We start from the raw sequence: 24,877 nt of genomic DNA, 5'->3' as shown, positions 1-24,877 counted from the left end.
AGATTCACATATTCAGACGGCGGAACGCTTGCTTGCGTACGTCGGTTGGGAGGACCGTGCCTGTCAGCCCGCGAGGGCTATGCCTGCCGCCGCCGCGGAGAGCCCTGCGACGAGATTGACAGCCACGTTCAGCGCCGCCGCCGGGTACCGCCCTTCACTGACAAGCCGGATGGTTGCAGTGGTCCAGGAACTGAACGTCGTCAGGCCGCCCGCGAGACCCGTGGCGACCGCGGCATGCCATTCCTCGCCGAGCCCCAGCCGTCCGCTGACGCCCACGGAAAGGCCGATGATGAGTGACCCGGTGACATTGACCAGCAGTGTTGCCCAGGGCCAGTGCCGGCGCGTGCCGGTGCGGTGCGCGAACCAGGTGTCGATGGAAAACCTGAGCAAGCCCCCGGCAACGCCAAAAATACCCACCAGCACAGCTGTCATGAGGCTCCTCCGGTCCAGTCGCTTAAGGCCTTGCCGGCCTTCCAGCCCGCGGCGGCAGCGCCGAGCCCCAGGATCAGCGAGAGTCCGAGATAGATCAGCCACGTCACGTGCTGGCCGGAACGTGCCTGCTGGTCAACGGAGAAGACCACCGCCGAGAAGGTGGTGAAGGACCCCAGCAGTCCCGGTCCGATCCCGGCCCTCAGCCAGAAGGCCGTCGTCGGCCGTGCCATCCAGAGCGTGGTGAGGGCCGCGAGGACGAAGCTGCCGCTGACGTTGATGGCCAGGGTGGTCCAGGGGAGCGTTCCGGCGGCTTCAGGGAAGACCGCGCCCAGGCCGTAGCGGAGCTCCGTCCCAACGAGCGCCCCGACGGCTACCGCCGCCCAGGCGCGCCAACCCGGACCCGCGACACCCTTCATTCAGGCAGCACCATTACAGGCAGTACCGATACAGGTGGCATCCATTCGGGCGGCACGCGTTCAGGCGTCCGCAAGCCGGCATCCGGCATGGCCCGTGTCGCTGTGTACCCACAGCGCTGACGAAACCTCATCGGCGAGGTCGAATTCGCGGTCGGCGCCCGCCGGGCCGATCCGGACCACGAGGGCGCCGCCGAAGGGCTTCCGGCCGAGTACTTCGATGTCTGCATCGAGGTTGATCTTCTCTGCGGACAGGTAGCGCAGGAGATCGGGGTTTTCGTCGCTGATCCTGGTGATCCGGCCCGTGTGGCCCTCGTCGAGCTCGCTCATACGGTGGGCGCGGGGCATGCGGACGGTGCCGTCTGCTGCGGGGATGGGATCACCGTGCGGGTCGCGGAGCGGATTGCCGAGCTTGCCGGCCATCCGCTCTATGAAGGTGTCTGAGACGGCGTGTTCCAGGAGCTCGGCTTCGTCGTGGACCTCGTCCCAGCTGTAGCCGAGTTCCTGGACGAGATAGGTCTCAATGAGCCTGTGACGCCGAACCATGGACAGCGCCAGCCGGATGCCGTCGGCTGTGAGCGTGATGGCGCTGTAGGGCTTGTGGTCAACCAGGCCCTGGTCCTTGAGCTTGCGGACCATTTCCGAGACCGAGGAGTTCGCGACCCCGAGCCGTTGTGCCAGCTGCGAGGAGGTGATGGGTTTGTCCTGCCACTCCGTGAAGGAGTAGATGACCTTGACGTAGTCCTCGATGGAGGAGGAGGGCGCGCTGGTCTTCACGGGTCCTAGCCTACCGCTTTGTCTGCAGGACTCATGCTTTGAACGCCCGCCAGGTCTGGGTCAGGTAGGGGAGCCCGACGACGTCCCCGCGCGAGTGGGCCAGATGCTCGTGGAGGTACCAGTCCAGGTTGTCCCGGACTTTGGCCCTGGTGCCCTCACCGGCGGCAAGGTAATAGCTGCGGGACTTCGCCAATTCCACGATGTCCTCGGTGGTCACCGGATCTTTCCAGCGTGTCAGGTGGCTCTCAAGCCCGGTGAACTCCGGCCCGATCGCGGGACGGAAGTCCGGTTTGTGCACATCGCCGGCATGCATGATCCGGGAGAGCCGGTGAACCCACGGGACCGACGTATCCAACTGGTTCCAGACCAGCCCCAGCACGCCGCCGGGGCGGAGGATGCGGGAAAGTTCCGTGCTCGCAAGGAGGGGGTCGCACCAGTGCCACGCCTGGGCAACGCTTACGACGTCGAACGCACTGTCAGCGAGTCCGGTCGCCTCTGCGGTGCCCTCCGCCGCGGGAACACCCGGCAGGGCGAGCCGCAGCTGGCCGAGCATGTCCGGTGAGGGGTCCACTGCGGAGACCGCGAGACCACGCTGCACCAGCAGGGCGGTGAATTTGCCCGTCCCGGCTCCGATGTCGGCGGCCTTGGCGGCCCCGCCTGTCCCGTTGACGCTTCGGATCAGCCAGTCCGCGGAATCGGCAGGATAGCCCGGACGGACACGGTCATAGCGCTCACCACCGTCCTGGAAGCTCTGTCCGAGTTCATACCGGCGCTGGTGGTGCAGTTTGGGGCCTCCCCGTGCCACGTGCAGTCTCCTTCGGGCAGGCTGGATTACTTACCCCTCGAATTTACCGCAAACGCCGGGCCCTTAGTCTTCGGTGCAGGGTGCTGCTCCCGCGGTGCCGGGGGTGTTGGGTGCCCAGTCCGGGTAGCTGCGGGTGTCGTTGGCCGGCACCCAGCGGCCGGAGTCCACCACGTAGTCCCAGCCGAGACCGGTCCGGCGGAGTTCCTCGATGCCGGCCAGCAGGCGCTGGGCGTCCTCCAGCCTGGACCCGACGCCGAAGCTTGCACGCAGCGAACCGGACGGAAGGCCCAAGCGCTTGAGCAGCGGGTGGGCGCAGAAGCGGCCGTCGCGGAGGCCAACACCGTGTTCCGCGGAAAGGTAGGCGGCCACGAGGCCAGCGTCGTAGCCCTCGACCGAGAAGTTGACCACGCCGATGGTGTCCGTTGCCTGGTCGGTGTCGCTGAAGATCTGGTGGACCGTAACGCCGTCGATCTTCCGCAGGCCTTCAACGAGGAAGGACCTGATGGCGGTCTCGTGGGCGTGCCACAGCTCCTGGTCCAGCGCACCGATGACCTGCGTGGCGCGGGCCAGCGTGGCTGCACCAAGGACGTTGGGCGACCCGCCCTCATGCCGCGCCGGTCCGGTAGCCCAGCTGACGGAGTCCAGCCGGGCCTCACGGACGGCTCCGCCGCCTGCAAGGTGGGGTGTGCCGGCGTCGAGCCAGTCCGGCCGGCCCACGAGGACACCCGAGCCGAACGGCGCGTACAGCTTGTGGCCCGAGAAGGCGAGGTAGTCGACGTCGTCCGCCGCGATGTCGATGCGGCGGTGCGGGGCCAGCTGTGCCGCGTCCACAACGATCCTTGCGCCGTGTTCGTGGGCCAGCGCGGCCAGCTCGCGGATAGGGAGGATTTCACCGGTGACGTTGGAGGCGCCCGTTACGGCCAGCAGGCTGATGTCGCCCTGGCTGAGCTCGGAGCGCAGGTTCTCGAGCGTGGCGCTCAGCGTGGGAGCGGCAACAACGCTGCGGTGCGGCACACCCTGCCAGGGGAGCAGGTTGGCGTGGTGTTCGATGTCGAGATACAGCACCTCACCGGTGTGGCGGCCGTCTGCCACGGGCAGGCAGCCCGCCAGCAGGTTCAGGGAGTCCGTGGTGTTCCTGGTGAAGATGACGGAATCGTCAGTCCTCCCGCCGACGAATGCGCGGACGATGTTCCGGGAGTTTTCGTACACCGAGGTGCTGATCTGCGAGGCGTAGCCGGCGCCGCGGTGAACGCTGGCGTAGTACGGCAGGATTTCGTTCAGGTAGGCCGACACGACGGACAGGGCCGGAGCGGACGCTCCATAGTCCAGGTTCGCGTAGCGGACGTGGCCACCCTGGATCAGCGGAGCCTGGATCTCGGCACCGGTGACGGCCGAGAGCGGCCGCTTGGCAATGGTGAAGCGTTCGTCGAGGAGGCCTGCGGCCGTCGCGGACGTGGTTCCGGGGTTTGCGGGGAAAGTGGCAGTAGTCATGGGGACCTCACTGTAAAGGACCCCTCACTCCGGGGATCCGCGCTTGCCGGGTCCGTTCCGGACCGGCCTGGTCGTCACCCGGGGCACCCCACCGCGAATGGAGGGTTGCCGGCCAGCAAACCGGGGTTTCGCGCTGGCACTCGTGACCTGTTTCGAGATTAGGACATTCGCGGCGCCGCGGGAAAGCCACGCCAATTATTAAGCCGTTTGTTACGCATGCCGGGAGAAGCGGGTTCCAGCCGAATAAACGACGGCGGGCACCCCTTGGGAGGGGTGCCCGCCGTCGTTTATTCTGCAGTCCGTCTAAGCGTCCGCACCGGGTTCCAGCGCGGTGCACCGGTCAGAGGAGGTCGTCGAGGTCCGGGTTCAGCCGCTTGAGGACTTCGGAGTGGAGGATCGAGTTGGTGGCCAGGGCGTTTCCGCCGAAGGGGCCGTCCACTCCCTCCAAGGACGTGAAGCGGCCGCCCGCCTCGGTGACAATCGGCACCAGCGCGGCCATGTCGTAGAGGTTCAGCTCCGGCTCGCACGCGATGTCCACGCAACCCTCGGCCACCATGCAATAGGACCAGAAGTCGCCGTAGGCGCGGGTCCGCCAGACCTCCTCGGTGAGGCCGAGGAACTCGTCCAGGTTGCCGCGTTCCTTCCAGCCGCCCAAGCTCGAGTAGGAGAGTGAAGCGTCCGAAAGCTCGGACACGTTCGAGACCTTCAGTCGCGTGGCCGCAGCAAGCGACCGCCCCATGTAGGCGCCGGCGCCCTTCGCGGCCCACCAGCGCTTGCCCAGTGCCGGCGCGCTGACCAGGCCAACCACGGGTTCGCCCTCATCCACGAGGGCAATCAGGGTGGCCCAAACAGGCACGCCACGGACGAAGTTCTTGGTGCCGTCGATCGGATCGATGATCCAGCGGCGGGAACCATGCCCGGAACTGCCGAACTCTTCGCCGAGGACGGCGTCGCGCGGACGGGAGCGCGAGAGCTGTCCGCGGATGGATTCTTCAGCTGCCTTGTCAGCATCCGTGACCGGGGTAAGGTCCGGTTTGGTTTCAATCTGAAGGTCCAGCGCCTTGAAACGGCTCATGGTCTGGGAGTCAACAGAGTCGGCCAGGACATGGGCGAGGCGCAGGTCATCGTTGTAGCTCGAAGCGGGTTGGGTCATGCTTCCAAACTACCGTCTCTGCGGCCGGCCGGCTGGGAGGCCACGTCCTGCACCGTGCTGCCCGTGAACCCGCACCGTGGCGTGGCCGCGGGCACAGGCGGCGAAACGGCGCTACGAAACAATGCCGAGCTCCTTGGCTTCCTGAGCGTCCATCCGGGGATCGGTGCCGAGCAGGCGGCGCAGTGACGCCAGCCGCGCTGCGCCGGACGGCCCTGCGTGCCCTTCGGACACCCAGGCGTCCACTCCGCAGTTGACGGCGGAGGAGTCATGCTTGCAGCCGCGTTCGCAGGCATCCGTTCCGGGTTCGAGATCGGGAAAGGACCGGAGGATCCGGTCCGGGTCCACGTGCGCGAGGCCGAATGACCGGATGCCCGGTGTGTCGATAATCCAGCTCCCGGCGGGCGCGTCACTGATCCGCAGGGCCAGTGCCGACGACGACGTGTGCCGTCCCCGCCCGGTGACGGCGTTGACGCCTCCGGTAGCGCGCTCTGCGCCGGTCAGGGCGTTGACCATGGTGGACTTGCCCACCCCGGAATGGCCAAGCATGACCGTCACCTTGCCGTCGAGGTGGGCACGCAGCTGCGACACGGCGTCGCCGTCGAGCCGGGCGGACAGCCCGTCATCGGAGCGCGCATCGATTCCCGAGGCGGCCGCATCGGCGGTCCTGCTGATGATCACGGGGAAGTCCAGGTGCCTGTAGTTGGACAGGAGTTCGGTGGGGTCCTTGACGTCCGCCTTGGTGACGAGGAGCAGCGGCTCGATCCCGGCGTCGTAGGCCGCCACCAGGGCGCGGTCAATAAAACCGGTGCGCGGTTCGGGGTTGGCGGCGGCAACGACCACTACGAGCTGGTCGGCGTTCGCGACCACCGCCCGTTCGATCGGGTCGGTGTCATCGGCGCTGCGCCGCAGGAGCGTGTGGCGGTCCTGGATCTTCACGAGCCTGGCTAGGGTGTCCGACTCGCCGGAGACATCGCCGACGAGGGACACGAAGTCACCGGCCACCACCGGCGAACGGCGCAGTTCGCGCGCCCGCGCCGCGATGACAATGCGTTCGTTCCCGGTATCCTCGCCGACCACAGCCGTGTAGCGGCCGCGGTCCACGGTGATGATGCGTCCGGTCACGGCGTCGTCATAGCTGGGCCGGTCCTTGGTCCGGGGACGAGTACCTTTTTTGTTTGGGCGGATCCGGATATCGGACTCGTCCCAGGAACCGGTGCTACGCCCCACTGGCCTGTTCCGTCTGCCGGCCAAGCTGCGTCAGCATGGCTTCCCACAATTGCGGGAAGTCCGGCATGGTCTTGGATGTGGTGCCGATGTCTTCGACTTCGACTCCGTGGACGGCGAGGCCCAGGACTGCCCCCGCCGTCGCCATGCGGTGGTCGGCGTAGCTGTGGACGACGCCGCCGTGGAGCTTCGCGGGCCGGATCACCAGGCCATCGGCTGTTTCCTCGGCATCCCCGCCCAGGCGGTTGATCTCGGTGACGAGGGCGGCAAGCCTGTCCGTCTCATGGCCCCGGAGGTGCGCTATGCCGGTGAGCCGTGAGGGACCGGTGGCCAGCGCGCACAAGGCGGCCACTGTCGGCGCCAGTTCACTGGTGTCGGCGAAGTCTGCGCCCTTGATTTCGGGCCCGCCTGTGACCGTGAGTGTCCCGTTCTCCAGCGTGACGCTGGCCCCCATCTCTGCCAGGATGCTGCGCCAAAGATCGCCCACCTGCGTGGTGGGAGTTGGCCAGTTGGGAATGCGGACCGTGCCGCCGGTTGCCAGCGCCGCGGCGAGGAAGGGACCGGCGTTGGACAGGTCCTGTTCAATGCGGCGGTCGAACGCCCGGATGGAGCCGGGTGCCACGATCCAGTGGTTCGGGACGGAATCGTCGACGGACACGCCGACTTCGCGCAGAACGGCCACGGTCATGTTGATGTGGTCCAGGCTCGGCACGGGCTTGCCGACGTGCTCCAGGTGCAGGCCCTCGGTGAAACGCGCGCCCACGAGGAGCAGTGCCGACACGAACTGCGATGATGCGCTCGCGTCAATTACCAGGTGGCCGCCGCGCACTTCGCCCGTGCCTTCCACTACGAAGGGAAGCGACGTCGGCCTCGTCCCGTCGGCGGCAGTGACCTCAACGCCGAGGGCAGCCAGTGCCTCGATGATGGTGTTCATGGGCCGCTTGCGGGCGTGCGGATCGCCGTCGAATACGGTGGTGCCGTTGCGGAGCGCAGCCACCGGGGGGACGAAGCGCATCACGGTACCGGCGAGGCCACAGTCGATGGCGGTACCGGCCGCCGCCGCGTCCGGGCTGAGTGGAGTGATCTCCAGATCGGGCCCGAACGAGCCGTCTCCCGGGACCTCACGGATACCGGCTCCCAGCTGGCGCAGGGCCTGGATCATCAGTGCGGAGTCGCGCGAATGCAGGGGTGCGCGGAGGCGGGACGGGCCGTCGGCCAGGGCGGCAAGGACAAGGTACCTGTTGGTCAGCGACTTGGAGCCCGGGACGGTAACCGTCGCGTTGACCGGTGTTTCGGCGAACGGTGCGGGCCAGTGGGTTCCGTCCGCAGGTGTTGAGGGAGCCGGGGTGGTGGGGGCCGTGCCTGTCATTCGTGCCTATGCTTTCACTGCGTGGTCCACGGCTTTGCGGACAGCCTTGTCGGCCTTCTTGAGCTGCTTGCCGGTGGTCTTGCGGACGTCCGAAGTCAGGTGGCTGGCACCCTTGCGGGCATCAGCGGCCAGGTGCTCGGCCCGCCAGGCCAGGCTCGGCTTGCCGGCGGTGTCCACAGAGGCCAGCAGCACGCCGCCGGTGAGCGTGACGTTCTTCAGGAGCTGGGTGCGGCGGGCGTCCCGTGCTTCCTTGGACGTGATATCCGCGCTGCGCCACTCGACATAGGCATTCAGAACTGAAATAACCGCGAGCACGGAGGCAGCGAGCCGGGCTGACTTGCCCAGGGCGAACAGCACGCCGGCGCCCACCTGGGTGCCACCGATGACCCGGGCCAGCACCTTTTCGTTCGTGGCGAACGGGAGGGAGTCCGCCGCACGCCGCAGCAGCGGGGACAGCTGCGTCGCAGTGTCATCCGCGTTCCTTAGCTTGTCCAGGCCGGCGAGGACGAAACTGGAAGCCAGCATGGGCCGGGCGAGAAAACGGACTAAGGACATGAATTTCCTCCTGGGTGGACGAGCCGCGGAACTTCTGCGGGAGAACCGGTTCTAGTCTTGCACTTTTGCGGAATATTTGCCCGCCGGACGTGGTTGTCAAAAGCAAGTCCCAATGAGTCAGGGGCCGTGCATGGGCGCGGCCTCGGGACGTTTGCGGACGCCGGGCGGTTGCACGTTCAGGGCGTCAGCGCGGGGCGTCAACAGCAAAGGCCCCAACAGTAAGGACACAGAGCGGAGATGGAGCTTGACATTGGTTAGGGACAGCGTGAAACTCCTCGCCCCGTTGGAGTTCCCCGGACGCGACGGCGAAGCTGGCGGACCCCCGCCGGGAGGTGCCGGACGCGTCACAGTAGACTTGAAGGCAATGAGCACCATTGACCCGGCCGTTGCGGCCATATATGCGGCTGCCGGAAACGACGCCAAGACCATCAGTGAGTCCCCGAAGGACGCTGCGGCCCGCCCTGGCGGCGCGCCGCAAGCTGTGGAGACGGACGCTGCGGAGGCTGAAGTCGACGTGGTGTCCGAGACGACGGAGCAGCGCAGGCAGCGGTTTGAACGCGACGCCATGCAGTACGTCGACCAGCTCTATTCCGCTGCCATGAGAATGGCGCGGAACCCTGCTGACGCAGAAGACCTGGTCCAGGAGGCGTACACCAAAGCCTTCTCCGCATTCCACCAGTACAAGCCCGGCACAAACCTCAAGGCATGGCTCTACCGGATCCTCACGAACACGTACATCAACCTGTACCGCAAGAGGCAGCGCGAGCCGCTCCAGTCGAACTCGGACACGATTGAGGACTGGCAGCTGGCACGGGCGGAGTCGCACACCTCAACGGGTCTGCGCTCCGCGGAAGCCGAAGCACTGGACCACCTTCCCGATTCCGATGTGAAGCGGGCCCTGCAGGCGATCCCGGAAGAATTCCGGCTCGCGGTGTACTTCGCTGACGTGGAGGGGTTCGCCTACAAGGAAATCTCGGACATCATGAACACCCCCATCGGCACTGTGATGTCCCGGCTCCACCGCGGCCGGAAAATGCTGCGGGACATGCTCGCGGACTATGCCGCAGAGCGGGGTTTCAAAGCCGCAACCGATTCAGGCGCAGCGGCCGAAAGCAAAAAACAGGAGAACAGGAAATGAGCGACTGCCAGGGACTGGGCGATTGCGACGACGCCCGGATGCAACGTATTTACGAATACCTGGACGGTGCGTTGACACACAGCGACATCGCCGAGATCAAGGATCACCTGGACGGTTGCCCGGAGTGCCTTGAGGAGTACGATCTCGAGTGTGTCATCCGCAAGGTGGTCAAGCGGTCCTGTACGGAAGCCGCGCCGGAGAACCTGAAAAACGCGATCCTGGACCGGATCCACTCGATTCGTCCCGTGGAGGCCTAGCTCCCCGTGGCGGTCCGACTGCCGGCTGGCCGACAGGCTATTTCCGGCAGGCCGGCAGCCCGCCCCGGATGTTAAAGCGAAGGGCCCCGGAAACCATGTGGTTTCCGGGGCCCTTCGCTTTAAAGCTCATGTTCCAAACCGTAGTTTAGGCGTTGGGGCGCTTCCCGTGGTTCGCGCCGCCACGCTTACGGTCACGACGTTTACGTGCTCGCTTGCTCATAGCTGGCCTCCTTAATCTTGGTACTCAAAAGAGCTGCCCTCAAGTCTCCCACATCACGCGACGGCCCGCGAACCGAGTCCCGGCTCAGTGACTGTCTGCCTTCAGCGAGTTGCGGATGGATATCCGGGCCTGATCCAGTACCGTCCGGATCGTTTCCAGCGTGACGCCGCTGATGGGGGTGGCGCCGGCCCGAACCCGGAGCTCAACCCGGAGGCTGTCCCTGAAGGCCTGGAGCAGCATTTCCGCTTCCTTTAGCGTTCGGTCGCTTTCGGGGCCATGCCGGGTGCCGCGGTCGGGAAATGCGGCGGAACGTGCTGATGACCTGGCAGCTTCCGCGGTGGCGGCAAGGTCGGCCCGGAGTCCGCGCATATTGGCGCGGATGTCCTCGCGCAGGTTGTCGGCCAGCCTGCGCACGGAGTCCGAAATATCATTTTCGACTCCGGCGAGTTCGTCCCTGCGCCGGTTGAGTTCCACCAGCCCGGCAGGCGTGATGCGGTAGTTAGTGCGGCGCCCCTCGGACTCCGTGGCCACGAGCCCCTCTTCCTCCAGCTTGCCGAGCCGCGGGTAGATGGTGCCGGCGCTGGGGGAGTAGGTTCCCCCGAACCGCTCGCTGAGGGCCTTGATGAGCTCGTAGCCGTGTTTGGGGCCGGACTCCAGCAGGGAGAGGAGATAGAGGCGCAGAGCGCCATGGGCGAAGACCGGAGGCATCTAGGCCCCCGTTTCGGCTTCGGCGGGCGACTCGCTGTGGATGATGGACGTCTTTCCGGAGATGGAGTTGGTCCGGACCAGCATCAGCTGCGTATCCGGGCCGGCGATGGTTTGGACCTTGCCGCCGGGCTGGACGTATTTGTGGTCGTCGATGACCACAGCGCCGCTGGCGGACTTTGCCACGATGTCCACACCGACGTCCTGGGGCACTCGGACGGTGAGGTCACCTGACACTGAATTCGCCCCGAAGTCGTGGGTGAAGCCGTGCAGGTCAAAGCTCATGTCGCCGCTCACGGTGTTGGCGCGGATGTTGCTGAACCGGCCCGAGGCGGTGACTTCGCCGGAGACGCTCTTGGCGGTGAGGACGCCGTCGTGGTTCCGGGCGATGACTTCGCCACTGACCGTGTTGACGTGGAGCTCGCCGGCGGTGCCGTCCGCCATGACTGATCCTGAGACGGTATTCAGCCTCGTATGCCCGCTGATCCCGGAGACAAGGCCGTCGCCGCTGACGGTGCCGGCTTCGACTTCGACTCCTGCCGGGACCGCAATGCTGATCACGATGGAGTTCGTGCTGTTGTTGTGGACCGTTCCCATGAGGTTCTTGAACCAGCCCTGGGCGCCCTGAAGCTGGTGGCGCACCTCGAGCCTTCCGTTGGCCATGGTCACGGTCAGCGGGTCGCCGTGTATTTCGGAGACTTCGATCCGCGTGACATCCTCGGCTTGGGTGACCACATCGAACCGGCCCCGGATGATTCCGAGTTTGAGTGACCTGACGCCGTCGACGTCGATGGTCTGCGGACCGGTGACGGTCCAGGTGTTGTCGTCCACAGTTCCTCCAAGTTGCGATATATCGTGAATATAGATTTACGATATATCGCGTCTTGGTCAAAAGCAAGAGTCGACAGCCGTTAGCGGTAGAGCTTCCCGATGAGGGTGCGGGCTATCGCCGTTGCCGGGTCCCGGCCGTCCGGCGTCGGGGCCAGGTTGGTCCAGACAACCAGGGTGACCTTGTTCCCGGGGTCATAGCCGGCGAAGCTGTTGAACCCGGGCAGTTCACCGGTGTGCCCGAAAAGGTTGCCGAATTTTGCGATGCCCAACCCGTAGAGGGCGCCGCCCGGATCGTCGGCCTTAACAGGCTGGAGGCTGTCCAAACGCAATTTTTGCAAATCCGGCCCCAGCACCTTCCCGCCGCCGAGCGCCTCGGCCCAGGTGGCCAGGTCCTCCGCCGTCGAGATTCCCGCACCGGCCGCCCAGCCCCATGACGGGTTCATGGCTGTCTGGTCCGTGGGCTGGAGCGTCCCGTCCGCGGCGGCCTTTTGCATGTCCTCGGGGAGGGCGCGGTCATCGAGGGTCAGCACGTTGGTCCCGAACATGTACCCCTGCGGATGCGGGGCGGGAATGTCGTTTGACGCCCGCTCGGGAAACACGGATCCGGTCAGGCCAAGCGGCTTGAACAGCCTGTCGCGGAAGGCCGCTGCCAGCGGTTTACGGTCCAGGGCTTCCGCGATCAGGCCAAGAATCACCGTATTCGTATTGGAATAGTGGAAGCCCTCGCCGGGAGGAAAGTACGGCGGGTTGCGGAAGGCAACGGCGAGCAGTTCGTCGGTATTCCACGTCTTCCCGGGATCCGAGTCGAGGACCTGGTTTACTGCCAGGGCCTCCGTATAGTTGTATAGCCCGCTGCGCATCGTCAGCAGCTGCTCGATGGTGATGTTGGCGCCGTTCGGAACATCCGAACGATAGTCCGCCACCGGGTCGTCGAGCTTGATCCTGCCTTCCTGGACCAACTGCAGGATGACCGTGGCGGTCCAGGTCTTGGTAATGGAGCCGATCCGGACGTGGTCTTCCGGCGTCACCGGATCGGATCCGCCAATGCTTCGCACGCCGTAGGTGCGCGTGAGATTGCCGCCAGGGGTCCGCAGCAACATCACTGCCCCGGGGACGCGCAGTTCGCGGGCAGCTTCGCTGAAGGTCTGCTCAAGCACGGCCTGGTCAAATGGGTGCAGCGCGCTGTCTCCCGACGAAGGCGACGATGTACCGGTGGTGGCGTTGGACGGCGACGTTGAGGCTGAGTTCGACCCCGGACTGGACGGAGCGGGAGACTGGCCCGGACTGCACCCTGCCAGGGCAAGCATCAGTGCCACGGTCAGGGCTGCCGGGGCACGGGAAGCCTTGGAATTTCCGGGAGCGGTCATGACCCACAACCTTCTGTCGACGGCGCTATGGGGCCATTGGGTCACGGGCACGACTCAGGTGTCAAGCCTTACCGGGTACGGTGCAGCAAATTGCCCACGGCGCGGCGGCAGGGATTTTTTTTACTCCGGAGCGGCGATGCCGAGCCACTGGAACCAGCCGCGGTGCAGCACCAGCCACGCCATCAGTCCGTAGCCGGCCTGTCCCGGTGTGCCGCTGTTGGCGGCGAGGTCCTGGCGCCACTGCTCGTGGTTGAGCAACGGCGAAAACGTGTCAACGTACAGGTGCTTGCGCCGTGTGGTGACGTCCGCGAACGCCGTATTCAGGTCACCCAACCGCCTGTTTTGCGCCGGATCGAGCGACGGCGGCGGGCCCACCACAAAGACCTCGATCTTGTTCTGCGATGCGGAGTCCAGGATGTTGGCGAGGTTCAGCCGGCTGCGGGCCGTGGACAGCCCGAATTCGACGTCGCGTCCGCTGAGTCCGATCACGAGCCGGTTTTCGTGGTTGTTGCCGAACCGGCGCCCGGCCTCGTCAAGCCACCGGGCGGCCAGGCCTTCGGTGCCTTCCTGCGGGCAGGGGAGGGCATAGCACTCAACGGTTATGCCGTCCTGCGGAGTGCGGGCCAGTACGCGGCCCAGCCAGCCCAGCGCCCGGGGGTCGCCCAAGCCGGCCAACAGTTCATCTCCAACAGCCGCGATCCGCAGCTTCCTGTCTTCCACGACTACCTCTTTACCTCAATATGCAACTAAATTCAGCGTTCCATGGAAACGGGCTCCCGGCCAACTCCGGCGGCGGACGGTCTGATGGCGGCCGCCCCTTCCATTAAGCAGCACTGCCCGGCCGGAGTCGTGTATTTCGAGCTCCGACCGGGCAACGTTCAAGCTACTTCCGTGCGAACGCCTGCTTAAGGAGGGCATCCTGCTCCGCGGCGTGCCGCTTCATGGAACCGGCGGCCGTGGAGGCCGAGGCCGGACGGGAAACCAGCCTGACCCTGCGGTCCAGGGCCTCGGGCAGGTTGAGGCCCATGAACGGCCACGGACCCTGGTTGGCCGGTTCGTCCTGTGCCCACACCACTTCGGCGTTCGGGTACTTGGCGAGCTCGGCAGCGATTTCAGCGGCGGGCAGCGGGTAGAGCTGCTCGACGCGGACGATCGCGGTGGTCTTGTCGCCGGTCTTCTGCCGGGTGGACAGGAGATCGTAGTACAGCCGGCCGGAGACCAGCAGCACACGCTCGACAGCATCTGCCTGCAGGTGCTCGTGCTCGGCGATGACGGGCCGGAAGGCGCCCGTGGTGAAGTCCTCCACGGACGAGGCCGCGGCCTTCAGGCGGAGCAGCTGCTTGGGCGTGAAGATGATGAGCGGCTTCCGCGGCCGGCTGTACGCCTGGCGGCGCAGCAGGTGGAAGTGGGAGGCCGACGTCGTGGGGTTGGCCACGATCATGTTCTCTTCGGCGCACATCTGCAGGAAGCGCTCGATCCGTGCGGAGGAGTGGTCCGGACCCTGGCCTTCGTAGCCGTGGGGCAGCATGAGCACCAGCGAGGAGCGCTGGCCCCATTTCTGCTCGGCCGAGGAGATGAACTCATCGATGATGGTCTGGGCACCGTTGACGAAGTCACCGAACTGCGCTTCCCACAGGACCAGCGCGTCAGGGCGCTCCACCGAGTAGCCGTACTCGAAGCCCATGGCGGCGTATTCGGATAGCAGGGAGTCGTAGATCCAGAGCTTGGCCTGGTCATCGGAGAGGTTGCCGAGGGGCAGCCACTCGTTGCCGTTGGCGCGGTCGTGGAACACAGCGTGGCGCTGGACGAAGGTGCCGCGGCGGGAGTCCTGGCCGGCGAGCCGGACGGGGACGCCTTCCATGATGAGCGAGCCGAAGGCTGCGATCTCGCCAAAGCCCCAGTCGATGCCGCCTTCGCGTGACATCTGTTCCCGCTTCTCCAGCAGCTGCTTGAGCTTGGCGTGGACGGTGAAGCCCTCGGGGATTTCAACGTGTGCCTTGCCGATACGCGCCAGGGTTTCGGCGGAAATCGCGGTGGAGGCCGGTGCGTTGATGCCGAAGTCGGCCTGCTGGGCGATGGGCCGTTCGATGTCCGACACGGCGGCGGAATCCGCAGTGATGATCGGGATCGGGGAGGTCTGGGCCGCGTGGGTTTCTGCGAAGACGCGTTCCAGCCGCTCCTGGTAGTCGCGGAGCAGCTGCTCGGCTTCTTCCTCGGTGATGTCGCCTCGGCCGATCAGCGATTCGGTGTACAGCTTGCGCACCGAACGCTTGGCTTCGATCAGGTTGTACATCAGCGGCTGGGTCATCGAGGGGTCATCGCCCTCGTTGTGCCCGCGGCGCCGGTAGCAGACCATGTCGATGACGACATCCTTGTGGAAACGCTGGCGGAACTCGTAGGCGAGCTGGCCGATGCGTACCACTGCCTCCGGGTCGTCGCCGTTCACGTGGAACACCGGCGCCTGGATCATCTTGGCGACGTCCGTGGAGTAGGTGGAGGAACGTGACGAGGACGGCGCGGTGGTGAAGCCGACCTGGTTGTTGACGACCACGTGGATGGTACCGCCGGTGCGGTAGCCGCGCAGCTGGGAGAGGTTGAGCGTTTCCGCCACCACACCCTGGCCTGCGAAGGCGGCGTCACCGTGCACCATGATGGGCAGCACAGGGAAGGCCTCGCCCTGGTCCAGGCGGTCCTGCTTGGCCCGGACGATGCCTTCGAGGACCGAGTCCACGGCCTCGAGGTGCGAGGGGTTGGCGGCGAGGTAGACCTTGGTCTCCTTGCCGTTATCCGACGTGAAGGTGCCCTCGGTGCCGAGGTGGTACTTGACGTCGCCGGAGCCCTGCACGGAGCGCGGGTCCTGGGTGCCTTCGAATTCGCGGAAGACCTGTGCGTAGGTCTTGCCGGCGATGTTGGTGAGCACGTTCAGGCGGCCGCGGTGGGCCATGCCGATGGCGACTTCGTCGAGGTTGTCGTCGGCCGCATCGGAGATGATGGCGTCCAGCAGCGGGATCAGCGATTCGCCGCCTTCCAGCGAGAACCGCTTCTGGCCCACGAACTTGGTCTGCAGGAAGGTCTCGAAGGCTTCCGCAGCATTGAGCTTGGAGACGATGCGCAGCTGCTCTTCGCGGCTCGGCTTGGAGTACGGGTGCTCCAGCTGGTCCTGGAACCACTTGCGTTCGGCCGGGTCCTGGATGTGCATGTATTCGATGCCGGTGGTGCGGCAGTAGGCGTCGCGGAGAACGCCCAGGATGTCGCGGAACGCGAGCATGGGCTTGCCGCCGAAGCCGCCGGTGGGCCACTCGCGGTCAAGATCCCACAGGGTCAGGCCGTAGGTGAGGACGTCCAGGTCAGGGTGCTTGCGCTGGACGTACTCCAGGGGATCCGTGTCCGCCATGAGGTGGCCGCGGACACGGTAGGAGTGGATGAGCTGCTGGATCCGGGCGACCTTGTTGATCTGGTCGGCGGGATCAACCTGCAGGTCCGGGCTCCAGCGCACGGGTTCGTACGGGATGCGCAGGGACTCGAAGATCTCGTCATAGAAGTTCTGCGCGCCCAGCAGGAGCTGGTGCACGAGCTTCAGGAATTCGCCGCTGCCGGCACCCTGGATGACGCGGTGGTCGTAGGTTGAGGTCAGCGTGAGGACCTTGCTGATGGCGTTGTGCGCGATGATCTTCTCGCTGGCGCCCTGGAACTCGGCCGGGTAATCCAGTGCGCCGACGCCGATGATGGCCGCCTGGCCCTTGGAGAGGCGGGGCACGGAGTGCACGGTGCCGATGCCGCCCGGGTTGGTCAGGGACACGGTGGTGCCCGAGTGGTCATCCGCCGTCAGCTTGCCGTTGCGGGCGCGCTTGATCAGGTCCTCGTAGGTGTGCCAGAACTCGGAGAAGTTAAGGGTCTCCGCCTTCTTGATGTTCGGCACCATCAGCAGGCGGGTGCCGTCCGGCTTGGGCATGTCGATGGCGATGCCGAAGTTCACGTGTGCCGGCTGGACCGCTACGGGCTTGCCGTCCACTTCGTCGTAGTAGACGTTCATGGAGGGGAACTGGGACAGCGCACGGATGACGGCATAGCCGATCAGGTGCGTGAAGGAGACCTTGCCGCCGCGGGCGCGGGCCAGGTTGGAGTTGATGACCACGCGGTTGTCGATCAGCAGCTTGGCAGGGATGGCCCGGACGCTGGTGGCGGTGGGAACCTCCAGGCTGGTGACCATGTTGGACGCGATGGCCTTCGCCGGTCCGCGAAGGACGGAGACGACGTCCTCTTCAGGTGCCGTGGGGGCCTTGATGTTCTTGGGCAGCTGTGCCGGGATCGGCGGGGTGCCGGCGGACTCGGGCTTCTTTGCGCCGTCGCGGGCAATAGTGGCAGGAGCTTTCTTTGCCGGGGCTGCCTGCGGCTGGGCAGCAGCGGGCTGGGCAGGAGCAGCCGGCTTGGCAGGGGCTGCCGGCGACGCTGCCGGTGCTGCCGCAGCGGGAGCTACAACTGGAAGTTCGCGAGTTGCGGGGTCGGCGGGCGCCGGTGCCCCCGAGGTCCCGTTGGAAGACGAGCTGTCACCGGCGTCGAAAGATTCGAACAGCGGCCACCACTTGGCATCAACCGTGTTCTTGTCCTGCTGGTAACGCTCGTACAGTTCGTCAACGAGCCACTCGTTTCCGCCAAATTCCTCTGGTAGACGGTGGCTAGGCTGCTCTGGCACTTGAAATACGCCTCTTCCATGAGTTTGATTTCCCTCTGGTCGCCTTCGGTGCCTTAGCACAACAATCGAACCAGTTTCTGCGTCCTGTGAACCCAGACCTTTGCCAGTCTAGTGACGATTCTTGGTTAACTGCCAATAAGGGTGACCCAAATCATGTAGCGGCGAAACTATTGCGGGAATAAGCCTCCGACGCCTTCCCCGGCGTCGTCCCTCTGGGGGCGCGCCCTCGCCTAGACTCGCAGTGAGAACCCCTTTTCGACGAGGAGCAGCCGTGCGTTTTCTGAGTGAACCGTCCACCGACCTGACTTATTCGGACGCCTTCCTGGTGCCCTCGCGTTCGGACGTGACGTCACGGCTGGATGTGGACCTTGCAGCCGACGACGGCACCGGCTCGTCCATCCCGCTGGTGGTGGCCAACATGACGGCCGTGACCGGAAAGCGGATGGCCGAGACGATGGCCCGCCGCGGCGGGCTGGCGGTCCTGCCGCAGGACGTTCCGCTGGAGGTGCTCCGGGACGTCACAGCCTGGATCAAGTCCCGCCACACGGTATTCGAAACTCCGGTGAGCCTGCTGGCCTCGGAAACCGTCATCGACGCCCTCCACCTGATGGGCAAGCGGCCGCACGGGGCGGTCGTGGTGGTGGACGACGCCGGCAAGGTTGCCGGGGTGGTCCGGGCGGCGGACTGCGAGGGGCAGGACCGTTTTGCCTCCCTCGCGTCCGTGATGCGGCAGGCCCTGGTGCTCGACGCCGCCGACTTCGGCGCCGGTGCCGCGGACGGGGCGGGAACAGGCCCGGCCGCCCGAGACGCCTCGCTCCGTGCTGCTTTTGCGGCCATGGATTCCGCGGGTGCGGACTTCGCTCCCGTTCAGCTCGACCGTTCCCTCGCGGGGGTCCTCACCCGCAGGGGCGCCCTTCGTTCCACCATCTACCGGCCGCTGCTGGATGCGGAGGGAAAGCTGAAGGTGGCTGCCGCCGTCGGAATCAATGGTGACGTGGCGGGCCGGGCCGCGGAACTGCTGGCCGCCGGAGTGGACGTACTCGTCATCGATACGGCCCACGGGCACCAGCAGAAGATGTTCGATGCCCTGGCAGCCGTCCGCCGCCTGGACCCCTCCGTTCCCCTCGTGGCCGGGAACGTCGTGACCGCGGACGCCACCCGCGAACTGATCCACGCCGGCGCGAACATCGTCAAGGTGGGCGTTGGCCCGGGCGCCATGTGCACCACCCGCATGATGACGGCGGTCGGCCGCCCCCAACTGTCCGCCGTGCTTGAGTGCGCGGCCGCGGCACGGGCCGCGGGAGGGCGGATCTGGGCCGACGGCGGCGTGCGTTACCCGCGTGACGTTGCCCTGGCGCTGGCAGCCGGGGCAAGCCAGGTGATGATCGGCTCGTGGTTCGCAGGTACCCACGAAAGCCCGGGGGATCTGCAGCCGGATGCGAACGGCCGCTTATATAAGGAGAGCTTCGGCATGGCGTCGGCCAGGGCGGTGCAGAACCGCAACCAGCGTGAAGGCGCCTTCGAAAAGGACCGGAAGGCGCTCTTCGAAGAAGGCATATCCACCTCGCGCATGTATCTGGACCCCGCCCGGCCGGGTGTGGAGGACCTCGTGGACATGATCACCGCCGGACTTCGCAGTTCCATGAGCTATGCCGGCGCCGCCGACCTCGCCGGCTTCCGCGAGCGTGCCGTTGCCGGAATCCAGTCTGCGGCCGGCTACGAGGAAGGCCGGCCCGTTCCGCAAAGCTGGTGAGGGGTGCGTGCGAAGGAGCGGCGGCGGCTGCCCGGCCGCCGCTCCGGTACGCCGTGGCTGCTCCTGTAGACTGAAACTCTTATGGACAGTAAATCTAGGTGCCGGCCTGGGGGCTGTCAGCGGAGCAGGAACACGAGCTCCCCGCAGCACACCCACAGAGCCGGCAAACCCCGTTCACGCGCCCATCACTCTGCAGCAGTTCACTCCGCCGCAGCTTTTCAGGAAACAGGGTCGGCACCGGCCGACCATCCTCCGCCGGCCAGTTTCCCCGGCAACACCTTCCACTCTTCGCCCGCTGGACCCCCGGCGCCCACTGATCCCGGTGAAGGACGTCTGCTCGCCGGAAATCCGGAGGCCAGCCGCTGATGGAATGGTTACTGCTTGGAGCAGGCCTCCTGCTCATCCTTGGCACGGGCTTCTTCGTCGCTGTCGAGTTTTCCCTCGTCGCCCTTGACCAGGCCACGGTCCAGCGGGCCGTGGACAACGGCGACGCCGCGGCCGTGCCGCTGCTCAAGTGCCTCAAATCGCTATCCACCCAGCTTTCCAGCTGCCAGCTGGGCATTACCCTGACCACCCTGCTGACCGGCTACGTTATGGAGCCATCCGTGGGACAGCTGCTGGAAGGTCCGCTGGCCGCGGCCGGCGTTCCCGAGGCCGCAGCGGCGTCAGTATCCCTGGTGCTCGCCATGACCATCGCCACCCTGCTGTCGATGCTGATCGGCGAACTGGTCCCCAAGAACATGGCCATTGCGCTCTCGCTGCCCATCGGCAAGGCAGTGGCCCGCCCGCAGCTGGTGTTCACCGCGATCTTCAAACCGGCCATCGTCGTACTTAACGGATTCTCCAACAAGGTGCTGAACGTCTTCGGACTGGAAGCCAAGGAAGAGATTTCCGGGGCGCGGACACCGGCCGAACTGGCCTCCCTGGTGCGGCGCTCCGCCGCCATGGGAACGCTCGACGCCGGCACGGCCAACTTCATCGACCGGACGCTCAAGTTCTCCGGCCGCACGGCCGCGGACGTTATGACGCCCAGGATCAGGGTGGAGACCATCGCGGCCGAACAGCCGGTGTCGGACATTGTGGACGCCGCAAAGCGCACGGGGTATTCGCGTTTCCCGATCATCGGCGAGTCCGCGGACGACATCCGCGGCCTGGTTCACGTCAAGAAAGCAATCGCCGTGCCCTGGGACCGGCGCGCCAACCTCGAAGCCGGCGCCATCATGACGGATGTGCTGAGGGTGCCCGAAACCATCCACCTGGATGCACTCCTGGCTGAACTGCGGGAAGGAAACCTGCAGCTCGCCGTTGTGCTGGACGAATACGGCGGCACGGCCGGCATTGCCACGCTGGAAGACCTCGTCGAGGAAATCGTTGGCGAAGTCGCGGATGAACACGACAAAGTCAGGCCCGGGCTCCTCCAGAGCGCTTCGGGCGACTGGTACTTCCCGGGGCTGCTGCGCCCGGACGAGCTCTCCGAACAGATTCCAGGCCTGACTGTTCCCGATGAGTCCGCGTACGAGACGGTCGGCGGCTATGTCATGAGCCAGCTTGGCCGGATCGCGGTGGTGGGGGACAGGGTCGACGTCGGAGGCGGAACACTGAGCGTGACCCGCATGGAGGGCCGCCGGATCGACCGGATCTGCTTCAAGCCCTCTCCTGTCCACGGCGAAGAGCATGTTGCCGGCAAGGGAGGCACCGCATGAGCGACTGGGTAGGAATCCTGTGGCTCGTCATCCTCCTGATCGGCAACGCCTTCTTCGTGGCCGCGGAGTTCGCCGTGATGTCGGCGCGCCGGAGCCAGATCGAGCCGCTGGCGGAAGCCGGGTCCATGCGTGCCCAGACCACGCTGCGGGCGATGGAAAACGTCTCGCTGATGCTGGCCTGTGCGCAGCTGGGCATCACTGTCTGTTCCCTGCTGATCCTGCAGGTGGCTGAGCCCGCGATCCACCACCTGATGGCGGTGCCCCTGGAAGCAGTGGGCCTGCCCATGGAAATCGCGGATGTCGTGGCGTTCGGGGTGGCGCTCCTCGTGGTGACCTTCCTGCATGTGACCTTCGGCGAGATGGTGCCGAAGAACATTTCGGTTTCCGTCGCGGACAAGGCGGCCTTGTTGCTGGCGCCGCCGCTCATGTTCATTGCGCGGCTCGTGAATCCGGCGATTGTGGCCCTCAACTGGTCCGCAAACCACATTCTGCGCGCCATGCGGATCGAACCCAAGGATGAGGTCAACTCCTCGTTCACGCTGGAGGAAGTCCAGTCGATCGTGCAGGAATCCACCCGGCACGGGCTGGTGGACGATGATGCCGGGCTGATTACGGGCGCCTTGGAATTCTCGGAACATACGGCATCCCACATCATGGTCCCGCTGGACAAGCTGGTCATGATGAAAGCGGCCACCACGCCGGTTGAGTTCGAAAAGGCCGTGAGCCGCACCGGGTTCTCCCGCTTCCCGATGATGGACGAGGACGGCATGCTCTCGGGCTACCTCCATATCAAGGATGTGCTGTCCATCCCGGAAGGCGACTACGAGCATCCGATTGCGGAAAGCCGGATCAGGTCCCTGGCGAACCTGTCCATGGACGACGAGATCGAGAAAGCGATGTCCGTGATGCAGCGCACCGGTTCGCACCTGGCGCGCGTCATCGGACCCGACGGGAACACCCGGGGCGTGCTGTTCCTGGAGGACGTGATCGAGCAGCTGGTCGGCGAGATCCGCGATGCGACGCAGGCGAAGGGTATCCGCCGGCTGGGTCAGCCGGACAGAGAGTAGCCGCCGGCAGCGCCCGCGCCCTGACCGGTGTAGCCCTAAATAGGAATCATTCCTATTTAGGGCTACACTCGTCTTGTTGCTAATGCTCCTGATTCTCATGTAGCAAGTCCAGACAACCAGATCCGAGGTCCTTCCGTGCGCCGTTCAGCCGTCCTTTCCGTCACCGCCCTTGCCGGCCTGAGCCTGCTGCTGTCAGCCTGCAGTACGACGGCTGGTGGCCAGCAGGAGGGTTCCGGCGCCATCGAGGTGGTCGCCTCCACGAACGTCTACGGGGACATCGTCCGCGAAATCGGCGGGGACAAGGTCAATGTCAAGGCACTCATCACCAAGGCGAGCCAGGATCCGCATTCCTACGAGGCCACCACCCAGGACAAACTGGCGGTCTCCAAAGCCAGGCTGGTCGTTGAAAACGGCGGCGGCTATGACGACTTCATCCACAAGCTCGCCGATGACAGCAACCTGGGCCATGACAACATCATCAGCGCCGTTGAGGTGTCCGGGCTTGCCCCCGAGGAGGAGCCGGCTGCCGGTTCCACAGCCGAGGCCGACGAACACGGTCACTCCCATGACCACGGAGCCTTCAACGAACATGTCTGGTACAGCCTCGGTGCCATGACCAAGCTGGCCGATGCCGTTGAGGCCAAGCTCGCAGCGCTGGAGCCGGCCTCGGCACCGACCTTCCAGGCCAATGCCGCCGCGTTCAAGCAGGAGATTTCCGGGCTCAATGCGCAGGTCACCGGCCTCACGGCGACGGCCGCGCAGGCGCCCGTGGCCGTCACTGAACCTGTGCCCCTTTACCTGCTCGAAGCCGCCGGCCTGGTGAACAAAACGCCGGCGGACTATACGGCCGCGATCGAGGAAGGCTCCGATGTGCCGCCCGCGGCGCTCAAGGAAGCCACGGAACTGGCCGGTTCAAGGGACATCAAGTTCCTGGCGTACAACACGCAGACCGAAGGCCCGCAGACGCAGGCCCTGAAGAAGGCGGCCGAGGGAGCGGGGGTTCCGGTGCTTGACTTCAGCGAAACCCTGCCCGACGGGAAGACGTACCTTCAGTGGATGACCGCCAACGTGGACAGCATCAAGCAGGCGCTGGGCAAGTAGCCCGCCGCAACCGGACCGCCGGCATCGGACCGTGCCGGATTGAACCATCCTTGGACGGGCCGTCCTAAGATGGTGGGGGCGCTTCGCCCCGCATGAATCGAGGATAAAGAACGTTGAAACCGGTAGTGAGCCTCCGCGGAGCCACCCTGAAGTTCGGCAAACGGACGCTCTGGGAGGACCTGGACCTCGACATCAATCCCGGCGAGTTCTTTGCCGTCCTCGGCCCGAACGGCAGCGGAAAGACCACGTTCCTGAAGGTCCTGCTGGGACTCCAGGAGCTCCATTCCGGGTCGGCGACCTTGGGTGGCCGCCCGGTGGAACGCGGAAGCAGCCTGATCGGCTACATTCCGCAGCAGAAATCCTTCGCACCGGACACGCCCCTGCGTGCCCGGGACCTTGTGGGTCTGGGCGTTGACGGCCACCGCTGGGGCCTGCGGGTGGGCGCCGCCAAGGCCAACCGCCGGATCGATGAACTGCTGGACCTTGTCGGCGCCACGGAGTACGCCAAGGTGCCGGTGGGTCAGCTCTCCGGCGGTGAACAACAGCGGCTCAGGGTGGCCCAGTCGCTGGCCGCGGATCCGCAGGTCTTGCTGTGCGACGAGCCGCTGCTCTCTTTGGACCTTCAGCATCAGCAGGCCGTCAGCGCGCTGATCAACAAGCAGTGCCGCAGCCAGGACAGCGCCGTGGTCTTCGTGACGCACGAGATCAACCCGATCATCAATTACGTGGACCGCGTCCTCTACCTTGCCGGCGGACGGTTCCGGGTGGGCAAGCCGTCTGAAGTGATGACTACCGAGGTGCTCTCCGGCCTCTACGGCAGCCGGGTGGAAGTGATCCACGCCAACGGCCGGATGATCGTGGTGGGGCTGCCTGAGGGCGCAACGCACCACCACGAGGACGCACACTCCGTGGCAGGGGAGGTGGGCTAAATGGATTTGGACAGCATCCTGCGTGCCATTTTCAATTTCGAGAACTACGGCGAGCTCCTGGCCCTGGTACAGAACTCCATCTGGGCCGGCGCGCTGCTCGGCCTCCTGGGCGGTCTCATGGGCACCTTCGTGATGAAGCGTGACCTCGCCTTCGCGGTCCACGGAATCTCCGAGCTATCCTTCGCCGGCGCTGCCTTTGCGCTGCTGATCGGAGCAGACATCGTTTTCGGATCCCTCATCGGTTCGGTGCTCGCGGCGCTGCTCCTGGGAGTGATGGGCGTCCGCGCCCGGGACAAGAATTCCATCATTGGTGTGATCATGCCGTTCGGCCTTGGCCTGGGCATCCTGTTCCTCTCGCTTTACGAGGGGCGGGCTTCAAACAAGTTTGGCCTCCTGACGGGGCAGATCGTGTCCGTGGACACCGTCCAGCTCCAGGTGCTGGCCACGGCCGCCCTGGTGGTGATGATTGCGCTGGTGGCGATCTGGCGTCCGCTCACTTTTGCGAGCGTGGACCCGGAGGTGGCGGAAGCGCGCGGTGTGCCCGTCCGGACGCTGGGCATCGGCTTTATGGTGCTGCTGGGAATCAGCGTGGCGCTGTCCATCCAGGTGGTGGGGGCACTGCTGGTGCTCGCGTTGCTGATCACCCCTGCGGCTGCGGCGCTGCGCGTGACGTCCTCACCCCGGCTGGTGGTCACGCTCAGTGTGGCCTTCGCGGTGACGGCCACGGTGGGCGGGATCATGCTGGCCCTCGGCGGCCGGATTCCGATCAGCCCGTATGTGACCACGCTGTCGTTCCTGATCTACGTTGTGTGCCGGATAGTCGGCGGTGTACGGGCCGGGCGCGGCCTGAACGGGCGTGTGCTCCCGGCGGAGGCCGGAGCGGCTTAGGTGTAC

The 24,877-nt window shown here is 65.8% G+C and carries 23 protein-coding genes and 1 riboswitch; of the genes, 8 read left to right on the top strand and 15 right to left on the bottom strand.

Features of this window, described 5'->3' with window-relative positions:
* Positions 1–63: 63 nt before the first annotated feature.
* From J7I79_RS10870 to J7I79_RS10830, 9 genes are all read right to left on the bottom strand, one after another.
* On the bottom strand, positions 64–432 hold the full coding sequence (locus J7I79_RS10870) for a CrcB family protein (RefSeq protein WP_214953044.1): 369 nt from the start codon (positions 430–432) through the stop codon (positions 64–66).
* Positions 429–848, bottom strand: a complete 420-nt coding sequence (locus J7I79_RS10865; RefSeq protein ID WP_214953042.1) for a CrcB family protein — start codon at positions 846–848, stop codon at positions 429–431. The genes J7I79_RS10870 and J7I79_RS10865 overlap by 4 nt, the downstream gene beginning before the upstream one ends.
* Before the next feature lie 60 nt (positions 849–908).
* On the bottom strand, positions 909–1,622 hold the full coding sequence (locus tag J7I79_RS10860) for a metal-dependent transcriptional regulator (RefSeq protein WP_214953040.1): 714 nt from the start codon (positions 1,620–1,622) through the stop codon (positions 909–911).
* A 31-nt stretch (positions 1,623–1,653) separates the two neighbouring features.
* Positions 1,654–2,427: a class I SAM-dependent methyltransferase gene (locus J7I79_RS10855; RefSeq protein WP_214953038.1), complete on the bottom strand. Its 774-nt coding sequence runs from the start codon at positions 2,425–2,427 to the stop codon at positions 1,654–1,656.
* A 63-nt stretch (positions 2,428–2,490) separates the two neighbouring features.
* Entirely contained in the window at positions 2,491–3,918 is a 1,428-nt protein-coding gene (locus J7I79_RS10850) for an aminotransferase class V-fold PLP-dependent enzyme (RefSeq protein ID WP_214953036.1), read from the bottom strand.
* A 34-nt stretch (positions 3,919–3,952) separates the two neighbouring features.
* Positions 3,953–4,066: riboswitch (SAM riboswitch) on the bottom strand.
* 192 nt (positions 4,067–4,258) lie between these two features.
* A complete protein-coding gene (hisN, locus tag J7I79_RS10845) occupies positions 4,259–5,071 on the bottom strand; it encodes a histidinol-phosphatase (protein WP_104172301.1) in 813 nt (270 codons plus the stop codon).
* 111 nt (positions 5,072–5,182) lie between these two features.
* Complete coding sequence (locus tag J7I79_RS10840) at positions 5,183–6,298, bottom strand: ribosome small subunit-dependent GTPase A (protein WP_214953034.1); 1,116 nt, start codon at positions 6,296–6,298, stop codon at positions 5,183–5,185.
* Positions 6,288–7,664, bottom strand: a complete 1,377-nt coding sequence (gene aroA, locus J7I79_RS10835; RefSeq protein ID WP_214953032.1) for a 3-phosphoshikimate 1-carboxyvinyltransferase — start codon at positions 7,662–7,664, stop codon at positions 6,288–6,290. The genes J7I79_RS10840 and aroA overlap by 11 nt, the downstream gene beginning before the upstream one ends.
* Positions 7,665–7,670: 6 nt before the next feature.
* A complete protein-coding gene (locus tag J7I79_RS10830) occupies positions 7,671–8,219 on the bottom strand; it encodes a DoxX family protein (protein WP_214953030.1) in 549 nt (182 codons plus the stop codon).
* 364 nt (positions 8,220–8,583) lie between these two features.
* On the opposite strand from J7I79_RS10830, the gene J7I79_RS10825 reads away from it, so the two are divergent.
* Both J7I79_RS10825 and rsrA read left to right on the top strand, forming a co-directional pair.
* Complete coding sequence (locus J7I79_RS10825; protein WP_251042646.1) at positions 8,584–9,357, top strand: sigma-70 family RNA polymerase sigma factor; 774 nt, start codon at positions 8,584–8,586, stop codon at positions 9,355–9,357.
* Entirely contained in the window at positions 9,354–9,614 is a 261-nt protein-coding gene (gene rsrA, locus J7I79_RS10820; RefSeq protein WP_028270137.1) for a mycothiol system anti-sigma-R factor, read from the top strand. Before J7I79_RS10825 ends, rsrA begins: the two co-directional genes overlap by 4 nt.
* Positions 9,615–9,759: 145 nt before the next feature.
* Here rsrA and J7I79_RS24950 read toward each other — a convergent pair whose 3' ends face one another.
* The 6 genes from J7I79_RS24950 to J7I79_RS10795 form a co-directional block, all read right to left on the bottom strand.
* A complete protein-coding gene (locus J7I79_RS24950; RefSeq protein WP_104061284.1) occupies positions 9,760–9,834 on the bottom strand; it encodes a 50S ribosomal protein bL37 in 75 nt (24 codons plus the stop codon).
* Positions 9,835–9,918: 84 nt separating this feature from the next.
* Entirely contained in the window at positions 9,919–10,542 is a 624-nt protein-coding gene (locus J7I79_RS10815) for a PadR family transcriptional regulator (RefSeq protein ID WP_214953028.1), read from the bottom strand.
* A complete protein-coding gene (locus J7I79_RS10810; protein WP_214953026.1) occupies positions 10,543–11,370 on the bottom strand; it encodes a DUF4097 family beta strand repeat-containing protein in 828 nt (275 codons plus the stop codon).
* A gap of 80 nt (positions 11,371–11,450) precedes the next feature.
* Entirely contained in the window at positions 11,451–12,737 is a 1,287-nt protein-coding gene (locus J7I79_RS10805; RefSeq protein ID WP_214953024.1) for a serine hydrolase, read from the bottom strand.
* A gap of 120 nt (positions 12,738–12,857) precedes the next feature.
* Positions 12,858–13,457 (bottom strand): GDSL-type esterase/lipase family protein, encoded by a 600-nt coding sequence (locus J7I79_RS10800; protein ID WP_214953023.1) that lies wholly within the window; start codon positions 13,455–13,457, stop codon positions 12,858–12,860.
* 163 nt (positions 13,458–13,620) lie between these two features.
* On the bottom strand, positions 13,621–17,430 hold the full coding sequence (locus tag J7I79_RS10795) for a multifunctional oxoglutarate decarboxylase/oxoglutarate dehydrogenase thiamine pyrophosphate-binding subunit/dihydrolipoyllysine-residue succinyltransferase subunit (protein WP_214953021.1): 3,810 nt from the start codon (positions 17,428–17,430) through the stop codon (positions 13,621–13,623).
* Between the two features lie 271 nt (positions 17,431–17,701).
* On the opposite strand from J7I79_RS10795, the gene J7I79_RS10790 reads away from it, so the two are divergent.
* From J7I79_RS10790 to J7I79_RS10765, 6 genes are all read left to right on the top strand, one after another.
* Positions 17,702–19,183 (top strand): GuaB1 family IMP dehydrogenase-related protein, encoded by a 1,482-nt coding sequence (locus J7I79_RS10790; protein ID WP_214953019.1) that lies wholly within the window; start codon positions 17,702–17,704, stop codon positions 19,181–19,183.
* A 365-nt stretch (positions 19,184–19,548) separates the two neighbouring features.
* Positions 19,549–20,886: a hemolysin family protein gene (locus J7I79_RS10785; protein ID WP_214953017.1), complete on the top strand. Its 1,338-nt coding sequence runs from the start codon at positions 19,549–19,551 to the stop codon at positions 20,884–20,886.
* The gene (locus J7I79_RS10780; protein ID WP_214953015.1) at positions 20,883–21,953 is read left to right on the top strand and encodes a hemolysin family protein; all 1,071 of its coding nucleotides are present in this window, start codon (positions 20,883–20,885) and stop codon (positions 21,951–21,953) included. Before J7I79_RS10785 ends, J7I79_RS10780 begins: the two co-directional genes overlap by 4 nt.
* A gap of 135 nt (positions 21,954–22,088) precedes the next feature.
* Entirely contained in the window at positions 22,089–23,054 is a 966-nt protein-coding gene (locus J7I79_RS10775; RefSeq protein ID WP_214953013.1) for a metal ABC transporter solute-binding protein, Zn/Mn family, read from the top strand.
* Between the two features lie 113 nt (positions 23,055–23,167).
* Positions 23,168–23,983 carry a metal ABC transporter ATP-binding protein gene (locus J7I79_RS10770; RefSeq protein WP_214953011.1) on the top strand — a complete coding sequence of 272 codons (816 nt, stop codon included), beginning with the start codon at positions 23,168–23,170 and terminating at the stop codon, positions 23,981–23,983.
* Positions 23,984–24,871 carry a metal ABC transporter permease gene (locus J7I79_RS10765; protein ID WP_214953009.1) on the top strand — a complete coding sequence of 296 codons (888 nt, stop codon included), beginning with the start codon at positions 23,984–23,986 and terminating at the stop codon, positions 24,869–24,871.
* Positions 24,872–24,877 lie beyond the last annotated feature (6 nt).

The organism is Arthrobacter sp. ISL-69 (assembly GCF_018613775.1).
GTDB lineage: Bacteria > Actinomycetota > Actinomycetes > Actinomycetales > Micrococcaceae > Arthrobacter.
This window is presented reverse-complemented; position numbering and strand designations above follow the sequence as displayed.